The organism is Leeia speluncae, assembly GCF_020564625.1.
Classification (GTDB): Bacteria; Pseudomonadota; Gammaproteobacteria; order Burkholderiales; family Leeiaceae; genus Leeia; species Leeia speluncae.
Map to the genome: position 1 here is coordinate 99,674 of NZ_JAJBZT010000008.1, position 18,145 is coordinate 117,818.

At 41.0% G+C, this 18,145-nt stretch carries 16 protein-coding genes; 13 read left to right on the forward strand and 3 right to left on the reverse strand.

What is annotated here, in order from left to right; translation table 11 throughout:
• The first annotated feature begins 4 nt into the window (after positions 1-4).
• The gene (locus LIN78_RS14105; RefSeq protein ID WP_227181485.1) at positions 5-586 is read left to right on the forward strand and encodes an NIPSNAP family protein; all 582 of its coding nucleotides are present in this window, start codon (positions 5-7) and stop codon (positions 584-586) included.
• 9 nt (positions 587-595) lie between these two features.
• The gene (locus LIN78_RS14110; protein ID WP_227181486.1) at positions 596-1,630 is read left to right on the forward strand and encodes a proline racemase family protein; all 1,035 of its coding nucleotides are present in this window, start codon (positions 596-598) and stop codon (positions 1,628-1,630) included.
• A 47-nt stretch (positions 1,631-1,677) separates the two neighbouring features.
• On the opposite strand, the gene LIN78_RS14115 is transcribed toward LIN78_RS14110, so the two are convergent.
• Together LIN78_RS14115 and LIN78_RS14120 are read right to left on the reverse strand one after the other, a co-directional pair.
• Positions 1,678-2,322, reverse strand: a complete 645-nt coding sequence (locus LIN78_RS14115; protein ID WP_227181487.1) for an HAD family hydrolase — start codon at positions 2,320-2,322, stop codon at positions 1,678-1,680.
• Between the two features lie 76 nt (positions 2,323-2,398).
• Positions 2,399-3,880 (reverse strand): aldehyde dehydrogenase family protein, encoded by a 1,482-nt coding sequence (locus tag LIN78_RS14120; protein WP_227181488.1) that lies wholly within the window; start codon positions 3,878-3,880, stop codon positions 2,399-2,401.
• A 180-nt stretch (positions 3,881-4,060) separates the two neighbouring features.
• On the opposite strand from LIN78_RS14120, the gene LIN78_RS14125 reads away from it, so the two are divergent.
• From LIN78_RS14125 to LIN78_RS14170, 10 genes are all read left to right on the forward strand, one after another.
• Positions 4,061-5,077, forward strand: a complete 1,017-nt coding sequence (locus LIN78_RS14125) for a LacI family DNA-binding transcriptional regulator (protein WP_227181490.1) — start codon at positions 4,061-4,063, stop codon at positions 5,075-5,077.
• A gap of 175 nt (positions 5,078-5,252) precedes the next feature.
• On the forward strand, positions 5,253-7,241 hold the full coding sequence (locus LIN78_RS14130; RefSeq protein WP_227181491.1) for a methyl-accepting chemotaxis protein: 1,989 nt from the start codon (positions 5,253-5,255) through the stop codon (positions 7,239-7,241).
• Positions 7,242-7,243: 2 nt separating this feature from the next.
• Positions 7,244-8,398, forward strand: coding sequence for an MFS transporter (locus tag LIN78_RS14135; RefSeq protein WP_227181493.1), 1,155 nt, complete (start codon positions 7,244-7,246; stop codon positions 8,396-8,398).
• A 3-nt stretch (positions 8,399-8,401) separates the two neighbouring features.
• The gene (locus tag LIN78_RS18425) at positions 8,402-8,767 is read left to right on the forward strand and encodes a CidA/LrgA family protein (protein WP_227181540.1); all 366 of its coding nucleotides are present in this window, start codon (positions 8,402-8,404) and stop codon (positions 8,765-8,767) included.
• A 14-nt stretch (positions 8,768-8,781) separates the two neighbouring features.
• Positions 8,782-9,435: an LrgB family protein gene (locus LIN78_RS14145; RefSeq protein WP_227181541.1), complete on the forward strand. Its 654-nt coding sequence runs from the start codon at positions 8,782-8,784 to the stop codon at positions 9,433-9,435.
• Between the two features lie 376 nt (positions 9,436-9,811).
• Complete coding sequence (locus tag LIN78_RS14150; RefSeq protein ID WP_227181494.1) at positions 9,812-11,176, forward strand: purine-cytosine permease family protein; 1,365 nt, start codon at positions 9,812-9,814, stop codon at positions 11,174-11,176.
• A gap of 63 nt (positions 11,177-11,239) precedes the next feature.
• Positions 11,240-12,892: a choline dehydrogenase gene (locus tag LIN78_RS14155; RefSeq protein ID WP_227181495.1), complete on the forward strand. Its 1,653-nt coding sequence runs from the start codon at positions 11,240-11,242 to the stop codon at positions 12,890-12,892.
• Between the two features lie 96 nt (positions 12,893-12,988).
• Complete coding sequence (locus tag LIN78_RS14160) at positions 12,989-13,471, forward strand: cupin domain-containing protein (RefSeq protein ID WP_227181497.1); 483 nt, start codon at positions 12,989-12,991, stop codon at positions 13,469-13,471.
• A gap of 103 nt (positions 13,472-13,574) precedes the next feature.
• On the forward strand, positions 13,575-14,624 hold the full coding sequence (locus tag LIN78_RS14165) for a proline racemase family protein (RefSeq protein WP_227181498.1): 1,050 nt from the start codon (positions 13,575-13,577) through the stop codon (positions 14,622-14,624).
• Positions 14,608-15,711 carry an oxidoreductase gene (locus LIN78_RS14170; RefSeq protein ID WP_227181499.1) on the forward strand — a complete coding sequence of 368 codons (1,104 nt, stop codon included), beginning with the start codon at positions 14,608-14,610 and terminating at the stop codon, positions 15,709-15,711. Before LIN78_RS14165 ends, LIN78_RS14170 begins: the two co-directional genes overlap by 17 nt.
• A 1-nt stretch (position 15,712) precedes the next feature.
• Here LIN78_RS14170 and LIN78_RS14175 read toward each other — a convergent pair whose 3' ends face one another.
• The gene (locus LIN78_RS14175; RefSeq protein ID WP_227181500.1) at positions 15,713-16,603 is read right to left on the reverse strand and encodes a LysR family transcriptional regulator; all 891 of its coding nucleotides are present in this window, start codon (positions 16,601-16,603) and stop codon (positions 15,713-15,715) included.
• A 97-nt stretch (positions 16,604-16,700) separates the two neighbouring features.
• On the opposite strand from LIN78_RS14175, the gene aspA reads away from it, so the two are divergent.
• Positions 16,701-18,104, forward strand: coding sequence for an aspartate ammonia-lyase (aspA, locus tag LIN78_RS14180; RefSeq protein WP_227181501.1), 1,404 nt, complete (start codon positions 16,701-16,703; stop codon positions 18,102-18,104).
• Positions 18,105-18,145: the final 41 nt, after the last annotated feature.

Below are 18,145 nucleotides of genomic sequence, written 5' to 3' on the forward strand. Positions count from 1 at the left end.
TGCCATGATTCATGAGCTTAGAGAATATACTATGCCCATTGAAAATTGGCCGGGCTACATTGATGCTTTTCAAAATGTAGCCCATCCAATTCGCGGGGATAATTTTGGTGCGTTTATTGGAAGCTGGTGCTCGCCTGCTACGGCGAGTATTCGTTTCTATCATCTATGGCAATTTGACTCTCTAAATGATAGAGCAGAAAAACGTGCTGCATTAGCTAAAATACCTGAGTGGACAAATACCTTTCTTCCGCTAGCTTGGAAAAATGTGAATAGCCAATTGGTGAGTATTCTGAATCCAGTAGAAGTACTTGCTTCAGAAGTGATGTCTTCTACAGGGCTATATTTGTACAAGATTCAAACTAAACTGGGTAAAGCAGGTAGTTTGACAAAGTTGTTGGCTGAAGATAGTAATTTTCGTCTAGCAACGATTGGTCTTTGGACGTGTGAGTTTCCTGATCCTAATGCGGTGATTGTACTCAGTAAATCTCATACGCTGATGGATCGATTATCGGAGCATGAGGCAGGATCAATTGTCCGTGATTACCAAGTGAATCAGTTAAAACCAGTGAATCAACCTACCTTATAAGGAATTGAAATGGCTTTTAAGCGTGTAGTAAATGTGGTTGGTGTCCATACTGGTGGCGAACGTAATGATGTGATCACTGGTGGGGTAATGGATGTGCCAGGTAAAAGCATTTTTGAAAAAATGCAGTATCTGCAACAGCATCAAGATGACCTACGGAAGTTTTTATTGCAAGAGCCTCGCGGCTCTGTGACTCAGTGCGTTAACTTGGTGCTTCCACCATGCCATCCTGAAGCCGACGCAGGCTTTGTGATTATGGAGTCCGAGTTTTATGTGCCGATGTCTGGTAGCAATACGATTTGTACGGTCACTGCGTTACTAGAAACCGGCATGCTGCCAATGACTGAGCCAGTAACAGAACTTACGCTTGAAGCACCTGGTGGTTTGGTTAGGGTGACGGCTGAGTGTAAAGACGGTAAGTGCATTAACGTCAAATTTGCGAATGTTCCATGCTTTGTATTTGGTTTGGATAAACAAGTAGAAGTACCAGGCTTGGGAACGCTAACTGTTGATGTGGCTTATGGCGGGATGATTTATGTGCTTGCAGATGCGAAAGCGCTCGGCTTTAGTATTACGCCTGATGAAGCGGCCGATTTAGTTGATATTGGTGAGCGTATCAAAGCAGCCGCTGCAGAACAGTTACCTGCGGTACACCCTGAAAACCCTGAAATTCACACCATCAATCAGACCTTGTTTGCTGGTCCAATTGAACGTACTGCGACTGGTTTAACCTCTAAAAATGGGGTGGTTGTTTCTCCAGGCAGAATGGATCGCTCTCCATGTGGTACAGGTACGAGCGCAAGATTGGCCGTGTTGCATGCAAAAGGTCAAATCAAGGTAGGTGAGAAATTCTTACATCGTTCAATCATTGATACCGAGTTTACGGGTGAGATTTTATCTACTACAAAAGTAGGCAATACAGATGGAATTATCCCTGCAATTACTGGTAGCGCTTGGATCACCGGTTATCACCAGTATGTTGTAGATTCCACCGATCCTCTTCCAACGGGTTACACTTTAAGTGATCTATGGAGAAAAAATAAGTAGTAAGTTGGTCGCAATCACGAGGGGCGTGATTTTTATATGGAGAGGATTCATCCTCTCCATTTTTTTATGGTATGACCAACTGCCTCTAAATGTTCACAAATGGTAATTTGTGAACCATATTTCTGTTTGGTAGCGTCATCTAAGTGAACACCAATGACTGCTACATTAGCGCTAAGACCTGCCTGTATGCCAGAAGGGCTATCTTCAATTAAAACCGCATCACTTGGCGCGCATTGGAAATGATCTAAAACAATTTCAATCAGCCTAGGTGATGGCTTCCAAACGCTATATTCAAACGCACTAAAAAGCCGATCATCAAAGTAGGGGGCTAATCCTGTTGCTGCGAGTGAGGTGTGAATTTTCATTAAGGGCGCATTGGAGGCAATACAGATCGTGACATCGTCAAGAGAGGAGAGTAGTGCTTGTGCGCCGGGCATAACGGTTAAGTGGCTCGCTAATCGTTTTTGTGTTTCTTCTCTGTAGACATAATCAAACGACTCGGGCTGAAAGTCTGGTAGTTGTTGTTTGATAAATGCGTGGAAATCCGCTTGTGGCACGCCACGTAAAGCGGAATACACTTCATCATAAGAGAGTGCTAGACCTAGTTGGCTTAAGAGTTGGTGGGCGACTTGCGCTGAAATGCGCTCACTGTCTACTAATGTGCCATCCAAATCAAAAATAACTAATTTCATTTACTCACTCTTTAAATAAAAAAAGAGAACCTTTAAAAAAGGTTCTCTAAACTAACGCAACCACGCTAGCAAAGTATTAAATGGTGTGTGGTAAAGCTGGGGTTCTGGCACCAATCTTGATGAAAGTAGACTTCACTTCCATGAATTCTAAAATGCCATGTATGCCATTTTCACGACCAATACCACTATTTTTGAAACCACCGAATGGCAATTGAGGCGCGGTTTCTAGGAAGGTGTTTACAAACACAGTGCCGCTGCGTAATGCTTGTGACACGGTAATTGCTTTATCAATATCTTTTGTCCACAAGCCGTTGCCTAGGCCGTATTCAGTGTCGTTTGCTAACGCAATTGCTTCGTCGACCGTTTTGAATTTGGTCACTGTCAGCACTGGGCCAAAAATTTCTTCTCTAAATACACGCATTTCTGGTGAAACATTGGTGAAAATGGTCGGCTCAATGAAGTAACCCTTAGCGAATTCACCCATGGTTAATTGTTTACCGCCACAAACAAGCGTAGCGCCTTCATTTTTACCAATTTCAATGTATTCCAACACTTTAGCCATTTGTGCTTCGTGAATCATCGAACCGATATCTGCTTTTTCGTCTAGCGGTAAACCAACACGTACTTTCTCTGTGCGTTTTACCAACTCAACAATAAATGCATCAGCAACAGATTCTTCAATTAACAAACGAGTGCCAGCAACACATTCTTCACCTTGGTTTAAGATAAAACCAAGTAATACGCCATCAATGGCTGCATCAATATCTGCATCTGCAAAAACAACGTTAGCTGCTTTACCACCTAGTTCTAGACCCACTCTACGCACGTCTTTAGCGGCATGTTCTGCAATGCGCTTACCAACAGCGGTAGAGCCAGTGAAAGAAACCATATCAACATCTTTATGGGTGGTTAGTGCTTCGCCAACCACGCTGCCATGACCTGTCACTACGTTGATTAAACCAGCTGGCACACCTGCTTCTGCGGCTAGTTTTGCCACTTCAAACGTAGTACCTGCGGTTAATTCAGAAGGCTTGATAACGGTTGCACAACCAGCGGCTAGTGCGTATGGTAATTTTTGGAATAGGGTAACAAGTGGGAAGTTCCATGGTGTAATCATTCCCACAACGCCTTTTGGTTCGTGTGTCACGATACCAAAAGCAGAAGCGCCTAGGTTGTTATAAGCGCTACCAGGAATTTCTGCAGAAATCGCTGCCGCATAACGGGTTAGTTCTGCAGCCCATAATACTTCTGCACGGGCCTGATTAATGGTTTTGCCTACTTCTTCCGCTTCAATGATGGCTAGCTTTTCAACATCGCGTTGTAAAAGGTCGGCCAGTTTGTTTAATACCTTTGCTTTGTTCAAGCTTGGTGTATTTACCCATTCTTTGGCTTCAAAAGCGGCACGAGCAGCAGCAACAGCTTTGTTCACATCATCTACGCTACCTGCTGGGAATGCTGCTAATAGTTCTCCATGAGCTGGCGATGTACGTTGAATAAATTCATCTGAATTGGATTGAACAGATTGGCCATTAATCCATTGCATGTATGAGCGAACCACTTTCTCACCTCTATGTAATCGTTTACAAAATTAGATAATGTATAAATTTGACAAAGAAGTCAATGGGGCTAGCGTAGTCTGGCTAAAATTAATAAACTAGCTAAAATCAAGGCTTACAAGTGCATTGCACTTCAACAACAAAGTAAAAGTGCCATTTTCAAAGGGTTTGGAAGGGATTTTGTGAAAAAAATAAGAGCAACTGTGTTGGATGTTGCAAATGCTGCCGGTGTTTCTGTCGCGACCGTTTCTAGAGCATTTAATAAGCCAGAAGCAGTAAAGGAAGATGTCAGAAACAAAGTCATTGAAATTGCTCGTTCTCTTGGATACTCCCCAAACCCTGCGGCAAAAGCGTTACGCTTAAATAAAACGAATATTTTAGCTGCTGTCATCCCTACGCTAGATTACGCGATTTATGCGCAAATGATTAACAGCTTTCAGCAGGTGATTAACGATTCTGGCTATACAGTACTTCTGCTAACGGTTGGGTTTGATAATAACAATATCTATGAGCGTGTGAAGTCTGTTGTTGAACGTGGCGCAGAAGGGGTTCTGATCGTCGGTAAAATTTACGATCAAAAGTTGCGAGACTTTTTAAAAGAAAAAAATATTCCAGTCGTTTGTACTTACTCCTATGAAGAGGATCCCGATTTTGCATTTATTGGCTATGATAACTATGCCATTACTTGCAATATCGTCAATTATCTCTCTGATCTTGGCCACAAGAGAATCGCCATGGTGGCTGGTCCATCTAAGGGTAATGATCGTCAACAGGCAAGGATTCGCGCTTACAAAGAAACCATGGAAAGCCATGGCCTTGCAGATCATCTATTAATTTTTGAATCCACTGGCGGTTTTGCTGTGAATTTTGGTGCAGAGGTTTTGCACAAAGTAACGTCTGAATATCCAGAGACCACGGCATTAATTTGTAACAGTGATATTTTTGCCTTTGGTGTATTAAGCGAAGCAAAAAATATGGGTATTCCTGTGCCTGAACGGTTAACCGTGATTGGTCACGATGACATGGAAATCGCCAGATTGATACAACCTCCGCTCACTACTGTATCTATGCCGGTCAATGAAATGGGCAAACAGGCAGCACAGTCCCTGTTAGGTGCTTTGGCGGATGGCAATCCAGTTTTTGGCCTGAAACTAGATAGTAAACTAGTTGTACGAGAGTCATCTGGCAAGCCGCAATAGAGACTTCTCATTTAAGTGAGTTTTGAAGGCTGCCATTCGGGTAGCCTTTTTCTTTTTGATTTCCCGCTATCTACATAAACACAGCCTTAGTGAGAATAGAAGATACGCTTTGCTCACATCTCTCTTGTATAAATAAATGTAAACGATTACATTATAAAAAAGAGGAGATGAACTTATGTTTAGTCTAAAAGCAAAGCTAACACTGACAGTCGGCATGATTGCCGTCGTGAGTTTAATAGCCAGTAACTTCATCATGATGACGCGGGTAACGGAGGTCGTTTCGACGACCAAGCTTGATGGTGCGATTAAACTTGCCCAAGTCGAGGCGGGCAAACTAACGTCTCAAATCTCAACCTATCTTGAAAGTACTAAAACATTAGCCAACCAAATGACTGCGCTTAAGCAGAATAATGCAACGATTGATCGTAGTATTCTGGATATCTTGATAAAAGAAGAATTGGCTAAAAACCCAGCCACGTTAGGGTATTCCAATGTATGGGAAGCTAATGCATTAGACGGCAATGATGAGTCGTTTAAAAATACCGAAGGGTATGATGATTCTGGACGGTTTGTTCCTTATTGGTACCGATCTGGGCAGGAACTCAAAAGAGTGGTGAATCCAGATTACAGCAATCCAAACAATAATTTATGGTACACCACCCCGCTAAATAGTCAAAAAAATACGTTGCTTAACCCTTATTTTGGACCTATTGATGGCAAGCAGGTCCAAATGACCTCCTTTATGTCGCCAATCGTTGTTAATGGGAAGTCTCTAGGGGTGGTGAGTGTTGACATTAAGCTAACAGAGATTCAAGACGAACTAAAAAAAGTGCGTTTGTATGATTCGAAGCAACTTAGCTTAATTTCAAATGAACTGATTTATATCGCCTCGCCAGATGATAGTCAGCTAGGGAAAGCATTTAAAAATACAGATGCTCAGGTACTTAGTGCGATTAAAAATGGCCAACTCTACCACTATATAGATAACGAAGACTTTGTTCATATTTACCAGCCGATTGTGCTGGAAGGTGCAAAACCGTGGACACTGGAAGTCGTTGTTCCAAAAAGTAAAATCTTGGCCGGAATCAGTGAATTAAAGATTTATGCGTTGGTAATTTCTATTATCACTGTGCTGGTCATTGTTTTTCTTGTTCATTTATCCATTGCAAAGCAGTTAGTTCCGCTTCGAGAGCTGGGGGTGTCTATCCATAACTTGGCGAGTGATGAAGGGGATTTAACCAGAAAAATTGATACAAAATCTTCTCCTGAAATTAACTTTATCTCCGATGGTTTTAATCTTTTTTGCGAAAAAATTAAGATGATCGTGAAAGACATTGATTATCAGTCTGGAGAGATTGAATCAATTGATAAAGAGTTAAAGCAAAAAATCAATGAGGTTGAATTTAGATCTAAACAGCAGAATGAACTTTCCAAAGAAATTTTAGGTTCGCTAAGTAACTTAAATGCATCTATGGACAAGCTCTCTAGCGGCATATCGATTGTGGATGAAGTCATTGATGAAACTAAAGAAAAGACAAACAGTAGTTTGCTAACAATTGATGGCATTGCAGGTGAAGTAGAGAACATCAATAGCATTGTTTCTAGCCTCAATCATGTCATGACAGAGTTAGATAGCCGAGCGCAAAAGATTGGCGACATTATTGTTGTGATTAAAGCGGTTGCAGAACAAACCAATCTACTTGCATTAAACGCTGCGATTGAAGCGGCGCGTGCGGGGGAGCAAGGCAGAGGCTTTGCCGTGGTGGCAGATGAGGTCAGAAAACTGGCAGAAAGAACCGCAGATGCAACCGTAGAAATTTCTCAGATGGTAAGCAGCATTCAGAAAGACTCTTCTAATGCGACGGCAAACGTCAAGAATGTCGTCTCTATTATGAATCAGACAGCCGTTAAAACGCAGACCGCAAAAACAGAAATCAATGCCATTCATGTGGTGGTGAATCAATTAGATGATGAGTCCAAAGGCATGAAAGATTCCATTGATGCGCAACGGTTAGTTGGTAATGAGATGGAAAATAAGGCCGGCAATGTGTCGAATTTATCTGTAGAGAACTATACGTTTGTCAAAAATGCGGTAAACAAGGTTGAAGAGATTGACGGTAAGTTAGAAGACTTACTCAGAAACATAAGAAAGTTTAAGGTTTAAGCATGTTACTGTCTGATTTAGGGCTGGCAAAAAGAATTATTAATGCAGTGATTTTTAATTTTATCTGCTATCTGATTGTTGGTTTGCCACTAGGTGTATTGCCTGTATTTTTGAGTAATGATCTACATATGAGTGGGGTGGTAGTTGGTATTGTGATTAGTTCTCAGTACCTTGCCACATTCATTAGCCGGATTTTTGCTGGTCGAATCAATGATAAAAAAGGCCCTAAAGCATCAGTGATTAGTGGATTTACCGCGACAGCTTTTGCGGGTGTTGCTTGGATTGGAGCAGTCCAACTCCACGAGTTTATCTGGCTGAGTATCTCTCTTATCTTGATCAGTCGCGTGTTAATTGGCATTGCAGAAAGCTATGTAGGAACAGGGGGGATCATTTGGGGGATCTCCTCTGTTGGTAGTCAACATACATCTAAAGTTATTTCTTGGAGTGGCATTGCGACATATGGCGCCATTGCAATTGGTGCACCTATTGGCGCTTATTTGTCTTCCATTATTAATATTGAATCTATTGGTTGGTTAACCATTGTTCTTTCTATTCTTTTCCGATTTTTAGCCTTAAAACGGCCCGCTGTGAAAGTAACACCTGGCAAGTCGGCACCATTCTTTATGGTGTTTAAGAAGGTCTTGCCGCAAGGAAGTGGGCTTGCCTTAGGGGGGATTGGATTTGGTGCAATCGCTACGTTTGCGATTTTATTCTTTAAAGAACGTGGCTATGAATATGCGCAATTTGCTATTTTAGCTTTTGGACTTTCATTTCTGACCGTTCGAATGTTGTTCGCCAATTTAATTGAAATCTATGGTGGGATGAAGGTTTCTTGCTACTCGCTATTAATTGAGGGTGTTGGCTTATTTGTGATGTACATGGCGGCTTCTCCCTTCTGGGCTTTTCTTGGTTGTGTGTTGGTGGGGGCCGGATTTTCGCTTATTTTTCCAGCGCTAGGTGTCGAGGCGGTCAAGCGGCTTGATGCGAGTAACCGAGGCATGGCATTGGGTGTGTATACGGTATTTTTTGATGTTTCAATGGCGATTGCAGGACCAACTTGTGGCTTGATTGCAGAGGCATTTAATTACGGCGCAGTCTACGCCTATGCTGCTTTTATGGCGGTCGTCGCTTCTTTAGTATTAGTGGCGTGTAAATAAATGATGCATACCAAAATTTTATCTGCTGCATTGATTGTGTCGCTGTTTTATCTTTTAACACAGTTATCAAAAATCATTCACTTCATCATCCCCGCGCCGATTGTGGGCATGATCATTCTCTTGTGTTTATTCAATCTAGTTGCAGGTTCGAATAAGTACTTTGAAGAGGGGGGCGGATTTATTTTAAAAAATATTCTGCTTTTCTTTATGCCCCCATTGGTCTGTTTACCAGACAGTTTTCAATTAATTAAAGATAACCAACTACTATTTTTGGTTTTTTTTGGGTTGGCTTCGATACTCTTCTTTTTTGCTACCGCATGCGTAGTGAAATGGGTCTTTAACTTCGAGCAGCGTAGAGGTCTCAAGTGATCCTAGCGTTTTATGTGCTTTTAACGGTTGGTGTTTTTTTACTTTCGAACTATCTACAACGTAGGTACAAAACATTCTGGTTTTCCCCATTAATTTTTGGCGTCTTGTTAACGATCATGACGTTAAAAATGCTGAATATTTATGATATCCAGTCATATAAGCAGGCAACTTTTGTCTTGTCCTATCTGCTTGGTCCGGTGATTGTCGCCTTTGCTGTACCTATTTATAAGAATTTTCGCATCCTGAAAAAATATCCACTTACCATTTTGGCTGGTGTGCTTTGTTCTTTTATATTTGGCGTGTTATCGACCTTATTGATTCAATCTTGTTTAGTGCTGCCAACGGCTGTATCAAATAGTTTAATAGTCAAATTTGTAACAACCCCATTTGCTAACTTGGTGTATCAAAAAATAGGGGGAGATCAGTCGCTGACAATCTTTTTTGTTTTATTAACAGGCATCCTCGGCATGATCATTTGCCCCTTTATTTTCCGACTAATCGGTATACAAAATGGTGTGGCAAAAGGGGTGGTATTAGGGGCGACCGCTCACGGCATCGGTACTGCAAAAGCTTATGAATACGGGGAAGAGTCCGCTGCGATTTCCAGTGTTGTTATGAGCTTGGTGGGGATCTGTTTAATTACGATCGTGATTTTATTTTTTCATTAGACAACTTACCTCATCTTTTCTTCACTTTTACCATCTTTTTTGGGCTTGTCATCTAGGGTAGGCCCATCGTCTTCTCATGCTCAATGTGGCGTGCCGACTCATGTTTAAGCTAATTGACTTTAATCAATACGAAAAAAATTTATAACACTGTTGACACAATGATAACGATTACATTACATTGCATGTAATCGATTACATTGTCGTTTCAATGTTCCGAGGGAAGTCTTTCTTGATCTATTAATCCAGCTGGGTTATAGCTAGAAGGGCCTAGGAGAGGGTAGTGTGGAATGATGACATTACTTTAAACAAAGCTATCATTCCCACGTAAACCCATCTTTAATTTCAAATGTAAAGATGAGTTTTAAAGGAGTTCACTATGCAGGTTGAACAACGGAGTATCGAGTTCATTCCAGAAAATGAGCGATACGGAAGTCCTAAGCGATTATTAACAATCTGGTTTAGTTCTAACCTACAAGTTACGACGCTTGTTGTTGGTACTCTAGGTATTGTTGGTGGTCTAAATTTACTATGGACATTCATCGCTTTGATGATTGGCACCATTATTGGCACCATCTTTATGGCGCTCCATTCCGCCCAAGGCCCTAAACTTGGGGTCCCGCAAATGATTCAGAGTCGTGCCCAGTTTGGTGTGATTGGTGCTGGTTTCCCTCTGTTTATCGTTTTCATTTCTTATGTGTTATTCACTGCTGCAAATGGTGTCATTATGCGTGACTCTATTAAGGCGATGATTCCACTGTCAGACAATGAGGCTATTATTGGATTTGGCGTCATTACCCTGATTATTGCTTTCATTGGTTACGAGTTTATTCACAAACTAGGTGCGATTTTAACCGTACTATCTGGCGTGATCTTTGCGATTGTTGCTGTGATGGCAATGAAGGTGAATTTGCCTGTTAATGCATGGACAACCGAAGCCGCAGGGTTTAAATCTGCAACTTTCATGCTAGTCGTATCACAAGCAGCCTCTTGGACGTTGGGTTTTGGTCCTTACGTTGCTGATTATTCTCGTTACTTGCCAAAAGATTCATCTGACAAACAAGTATTCTGGTATAGCTATGTCGGTAACCTATTGGGTTCAACCCTGATTATGTTCTTGGGCGCCTTATTAGCTGCTGGCTACAAGGATATGTCTGCAGGTATTGCTTCTAACCCTGGCGGTGCAATTGCTAACATGTTTGGCGGTGCTTCTACTGTCATCTATTTCATCATTATCGCTGGTGTATTGCAGATTAATGTACTGAATTTATATAGTGGGTATATGTCTTTCATCACTATCTTTAGTGGTTTTAAAGGCATGAATCAAATCACCCAAAAAACCAAGTTCATCATCATGGCACTGGTTGCCGCTGCAGCAACAGCGATTGCGTTGGGGACTCAATATAATTTCTTTGAATACTTCACAGACATCTTAATTGCACAGATTTACTTCTTAGTACCTTGGAGTGCGATCAACCTAGTTGATTTCTATGCGGTTAGAGATGGTAACTACAGTGTGAAAGATATTTTTGATGTGAATGGTATCTATGGGAAATATAACTGGGCAACCATCTTCATTTATATTTCTGCTGTCATTATTTGTATCCCATTCATGCAGCTTTCTTTCTATGTAGGCCCAATTGCTAAATCAGTTGGTGCAGACATTTCTTGGATGCCGGCGCTATTTGCACCTGGATTGTTCTACTTCTTGTATCTAAAAATGAAATTACAAAAAGCAGCATAAATTTGAAAAAACCTCCCCTGTAGCAGGGGGAGGTAAAGTTAGTTGAAAAAAGAGAGATAACAAATGCAAGATCTTCATGGTAGAAAACTTAAGTCTGTTTATGACTATATCGTTGTTGGTTCTGGCTCTGCCGGCAGTGTGTTAGCTGCGAGATTGGCTGAGTCTGGTCAATATAGTGTCCTATTGCTAGAGGCTGGGAAATCAGACAATGTGATTTACATTAAGATGCCTGCAGCACTTGGAATCCCTCTGCAAGATGATAAATACAATTGGTTCTTACATAGTGAAGAGGAACCTGGTTTAAATAACCGTAAGGTGTTGGAAGCACGCGGAAAAACGCTTGGCGGATCTTCTTCTATTAATGGAATGAACTGGGTTCGTGGAAACCCTTGGGACTATGATAACTGGGCTGCTTTAGGCAATTCTGGTTGGTCTTATAAAGAAGTATTACCGTATTTTAAGCGTTCAGAAACCTTCGATAAGGGTGAAAACCAGTATCGCGGTGGTGCTGGACCGATGAAAATTGAAACCTGTAAAGCCAAAGGTGCTTTATACGATGCATTTATTAAATCTGCGATGGAAGCAGGGTATCAGTACATAGAAGATGCCAATGCATACAAGCAAGAAGGCGTGCATATTACCCAGCGTAATGTGCATAAGGGATTAAGATGGAGTACCTCGCGTGGCTATATTCACGCTGCAGGCCCAAAAGAAAATCTACATGTTGTTACCGAAGCGTATGCGCAAAAAATCAAGTTTGTGAATAAACGTGCGGATAAGCTAGTTGTTTCTATTGCGGGTGTGGAACAAGAATTCCATATCAATAAAGAGATTATCTCTTGCGCAGGTGCATTGCATACACCGCACTTATTACTACATTCTGGTATTGGTGATCAGGCAGACTTGAAAAAAGTGGGTGTCAATGTTGTTCATCATCTACCAGGCGTTGGCCGCGGTCTGAAAGACCATGTAGCCGCACCTGTTCAATATTCTTCTATTCCTGGTTCTTCATCAGCAGGCAAACTATCTGCGCTTGGTCGATTGAAAATTGGAATTCAATGGATTTTTGCCAAAAAAGGTCTTGGTGCAACCAACTTCTTTGAGGTAGGCGCGTTTTGTCGTACAAGTGAAGAGGTTAAAGTACCTGATGTACAGTTTGAATTTGTCCCATTCTTGGGCGATTTCCAACATGGTAAATTAAAGCTAAGTGATGGTTTTCAGTATTTCTTTAGCTTGATGCGTCCAAAGAGTGAAGGCCGAGTTTGGATTGAGTCAAACGATCCTAAAGTGCCACCCAAGTTTGTATTCAATTACTTAACTCATGAAGAAGATGTCAAAGTAGCCGTCGCTGCGGTGAAAGAAATTCGTCGTGTTATTGCGCACGATGCATGGAAACCCGTGCGTCAAAATGAAGTACTACCTGGTGCCCATATTCAAACGGATGAGCAAATTGTAGCGTTCCTTCGTGACAACGCAGGTACAAACTACCATCCATGCTGTACGTGCCGCATGGGTAGCGATGAAATGGCTGTAACGGATCATGAAGCTAAAGTGCATGGGCTAGATAATGTCCGTATTGTGGATGCGTCTATCATGCCAGAGATCGTGAGTGGTAACTTGAATGCGCCTATTATCATGATGGCAGAAAAAGTATCTGACCTGATTTTAGGTAAGAGGCCATTAGCCGCAGCAGACGCTGACTATTACAAGCTATAAGCAAAAAAGATTGATTAAAATCAATGTACTCAAAAATGTAAACGATTACATTTGATTCTGTTGTTTTGTTATGTAATCGTTTACTTGGAGAGTCAGATGAGCACAAATAATCAATTAGGTGAATTAAAAGTAATTACAGCTGAGACAGAGTCTAGCTTCTGGCAGCCTTTACCAGGACATGGTTTTGCTTCAGTGAGAGTGTCCCCAAACTTTATTAAGATGGATCAGTCTTGTTCATTTGGTACACAGATGCTTTATCCAGGCAATTACGTACGTGAACATAACCATCCAAATAATGAAGAAATTTTGCACTTTATCGAAGGTAGCGGAAAAGCGTATCTAGATGGAGAAGAGTTCATTCTACAACCAGGTGTAACGGTATATATCGGTAAAGGTAGAAATCACAAACTGGTGAATGATTCTGATGCAGAACTTCGTTGGGTTTGGTTTATGACGCCAAATGGTTTAGAAAACTTCTTTGAACAAGCCGGTATGCCACGTACGGTTGGTGAAGAAACGCCAGAACCATTTGAACGTTCAGCGACAGTGAAAAAGATCGAAGAAAACACAGTTTTCTAAATCTAAAAAGGGGCCAAGTGCCCCTTTTTAGATTTTTACTAAGTGCTCATTTTCGGCTCTGAAACATCCCGTGTGCTGGTACGAATCAACTACATGAAATTAAATGGAAATGAATCAAAAATTATTTAATTCAGCTTATATAGAAATGGTGAATGTTCATTGCCAAGGTGAAATTGGTAAGGTGATTACCGCTGGTGCGCCAGAGATTCCTGGCCTAACGCCATTGGATAAAATGAACTACATTAATCATGTAGATGATTCATTCAGGAAGTTTATTACAAGAGAGCCAAGATCATCTTTACAGATGTCGATCAATTTATTGGTAAAGCCATCTTCTAGTGAATACGACGCTGCTTTTCTCATTCTTCAAGCGGATCAAGCGCATGCGATGTCGGGAAGTAATTGCATGTGTGTTGTCACTGCATTAATTGAGCTAAACCTAGTCAAAGTGACGAGTCCCATCACCACACTAAAACTAGAAACCCCTGCTGGTTTAATTCACGTGACGGCGTCTGTAGAGGATGGCAAGTGTAAAAGTGTCACTTTAGAAAATGTCCCCTCATTTCTCTTAATGAAGAATCATCCGTTTGAATTTAATGGGAAAACACTTCATACCGATATTGCTTTCGGAGGCGTGTTTTATGCCTTAGTGGATGCTACTGACGTTGGTTTACGCATCAGCCCAGAGAATGCCAAGCAATTAGCGGATTTTGGCATGCAGATGAAAGCGATGCTTAATCAGCAGCTAGAGATTAAACATCCGGAATTAGATGGGTTAAATAATATTGCCTATGTCATGTTTAGAGATAAAGATGAAAACGGAGAAGTAATTACTTGTACAACGATGAAGCCGGGTAGGGTAGATCGTTCTCCTTGTGGCACTGGCAGTTCTGCCAATCTGGCATCTAGATTTGAAAATGAACAGCTGCCAATTGGATACAAACAATCCTCGCGTTCAATTATTGGAGGAAACTTCATTACAGAAATTAAAGCATTTGGCACGTTAGGTGCCTACAAAACCATCACACCTCAGATTACTGGTTCTGCATGGGTCTACGGCGTTGAATCTGTTCGATTAGATGAAGCATCTGATCCATTTCCAAATGGTTTTGTTCTTTCTGATATGTGGGGATTCGATGCAAATGCAATCTAAGCAAATGGACATGCCGCTATTAACACCATTTAAGATAGGTGGAAAAACCGCAAAAAATAGGTTTGTGCTAGCGCCGATGACTAGGCAACGCTTTGAAGATGAAAGCGGTACACCAACAAGCTTGGTTGAAGCATATTATCTGCAACGAGCAGAAGCCGGTTTACTGATTACCGAGGCGACGAATATATCGGCTACAGCAAAAGGATTTTCCCATACGCCGAATATGTATACACCAGCACATGCAGATGCTTGGCGTTCATTTACTGATTCGGTACACGAAACCGGTTCGCTAATCGCCATGCAATTAGCCCATGCAGGCCGATTATCCAATCAACGCGTTTTACCTGCTCATCAGCATCCTCACGCACCATCCACAATGGATGTAAATTACTTTTCGAGAATGAAAAACGCTGAAAATGTAATGGAGCAGGTGCTATGTTCCCCGGCGGTGGAGATGAGCATTGAAGCAATCAAAACGGTTCATGCTGATTTTTGTCATGCAGCGACATTAGCTTTGGATGCGGGCTTCGACTTTATCGAACTACATGCTGCACATGGCTTTTTGATTCATCAGTTTTTGTCAGCATCATCAAATAAGCGCAATGACTTGTATGGTGGTGAAATTGAAAACAGGTCATTATTTTTGCTAGAACTATTAGCAGAACTAGCGAAACATGTGCCGTTGAACAAAGTAGGTATCCGAATTTCACCGGTCGGAAAATATAACGGGGTGGATGATACGGAAGATGAAGCGCTGTATCGCTATTTGGTAAAGTGCTTAGCAAAACTAGATCTTGCTTACTTACATGTTTCAGAGCCTAACTGGAATGGTTCGCAGCCGATGAGCGAAGCATTAAGGACGCATATCACCAGTACGTTTACGGGCTGCAAAATTTTCTCTGGTGGATATCAATTTCAAACGGCAGAAGAGCGGGTAAAATCTAACACCGTAGATGCAATAGCGTTTGGCCGAAGCTTTATTGCCAACCCGAAGTTGGTAAAGCATTACGCTGAAAACCTCCCGCTTCATGAAGTGCGCAAAGAGTTTTTGTATGATGGCGCGCAGATCGGTTATACCGATTACTAGCTTATGCAGAGTGGATGCTTTGTGTCTCACAAAGCATCCAGATTTCCTGAATTAGATCATTTAAAGTTTCTTTCTTTCCATACATCCTAATTTCTACTTTAGTACTCCAGTCTTTATTAGTGATGAGCTCTAATTTATTTTGCTCTATTTCATCTTCTGCACAACTGACAGGCAACCATCCGATGCCATGACCTTCTTTAATCATCGCCTTGATTGATTGGCTCATTTCGGTATCAAATGTTTTTTCAAATATATCATGTCGATTTATTTTTAATAGAATCGCTTCTTGTATCAGCCCAAGATAGGTACCATTTGAATAAGAAAGAAGCGGTATTTTTTCATTTTGAAGAATATCTGACCCTTGTTTTTTAAAAGGAGCAAACAACTCTTCTTTTAGTACAATGTACTTATAATTACTTTTGTTGATATGTATAGGCAATAAAGGATGATGATAAATTAAAAGTAAATCAGATATATCATCAGTGAGATCATTGATGCCTTCATTCGAATTAACTGCTTTCACATGCGTTTTGCTAACCCCTAGTTTTTCTTTTAGTTCATTTAAGAAGATCGGGAAATAGCTCATCGATAATGAATGCGAAACCGAAAATCGGATGGTTGCATCGTTTGACTGATTTTCTCGGCTAAGAATAGAGCGCATCGTGTAGATAGACTCGGTCATATCCTTCGCAAACTTCAAAAAAATCTTACCTGCATTGGTTAGCCTCACGCCCTGTTCATTTCGATGAATGAGCGTGGTCGTCAGCCATTCTTCAAGCGATTGTATGTGTCGGCTTAACGCAGGTTGAGAAATATTTCGTGATTTAGCCGCCTTAGAAAAGCTACCACTTTCCACCAATGCCAAGAAGTCTTCTATCCATCGCACCTGCATTGTTATGCACTTTCTGTAAAAATTTATTCTATTTTTGCATAGGTTTTTGGGTTTGTAATCATCTTATTTATATTGATCACTTTCTTAGGAGGTGATTGTGGTAAATAATTCTAGATCTGAGCATGATTTACTTGGGTATAAAGATATCCCTAATTCAGCTTATTATGGTGTGCATACCTTAAGAGCGGTTGAAAATTTTCCAATCACGCATGTTCCTATTTCAAAATTTTCATTTTTGGTTGATAGCTTAGCATTAATCAAAAAAGCAGCTGCAAAAGCAAACCATCAGCTTGGTTTGTTAGATGAAAAAAAATGTAATGCAATTGTATTTGCTTGTGATGAATTATTAGCGGGTAAATATCATGAGCATTTTGTTGTTGATGTCATTCAAGGTGGTGCAGGTACATCCACTAACATGAATGCCAATGAAGTGATTGCGAATATTGCCATTGAATATCTTGGTGGAAAAAGAGGTGAATATTCAATTCTTCATCCAAATGAGCATGTGAATTTAAGTCAAAGTACAAATGATGTTTATCCAACTGCCTTAAAGATTGCTTCACACTTTGGAATTCTAGCGTTAATTAAGGCGATGACAGTCTTAAGAGATGCATTTAAAAATAAGTCGCTTGAATTCAATGACGTCATCAAAATGGGCCGTACCCAGTTGCAAGATGCCGTTCCAATGACATTGGGTCAGGAATTTTCTACCTACGCTGTTATGATGACCGAAGACATTGATCGTTTATCAGAAGCGTTACTGCTCATTCACGAGATCAATCTTGGTGCAACAGCCATTGGTACAGGGATTAACTCTCATCCAGAATATGCGGCGACTGTTTGTCAGTATCTAAATGAATACTCTGGCGTGAACTTTAAGACCGCTGAAAATCTGGTGGAAGCAACCCAAGATTGCGGTAGTTTTGTACAAGTTTCTGGCGTGTTAAAACGAATCGCCGTAAAAATTTCAAAAATTTGTAATGATCTTCGCTTGTTATCTTCAGGGCCAAGGACTGGTTTCTTTGAAATTAACTTACCACCGATGCAGGCCGGTTCATCTATTATGCCTGGTAAAGTTAACCCGGTTATTCCTGAAGTAATGAACCAAATTGCCTATGAGGTGATCGGCAATGACACTACCATTACCTTTGCAGCAGAAGCCGGACAATTGCAATTAAATGCATTTGAGCCTGTCATTGGGTACTCGTTATTTAAGAGTGTTAGTCACTTAAGTAATGGGTGCTTAGTGCTTGCCGAGAAGTGTGTAAATGGCATTACCGCCAATAAAGAGCATATGCGCAAGCAAGTAGAAAACTCTATCGGTTTGGTAACCGCATTAAACCCATTAATTGGCTATGAGAACTCCACCGAGGTAGCAAAAATCGCTTTGCATTCAGGCCGTAGTGTCTATGATATTGTGTTGGAGAAAGGGCTGCTTACAAAAGAGCAACTCAACCAGGCGATGCAGCCAGAGTTGTTAACTAAACCGCAAATCGGATAATTATCGTTAAAAGCTATCCACTACATCTAAGTGTTAGTGGA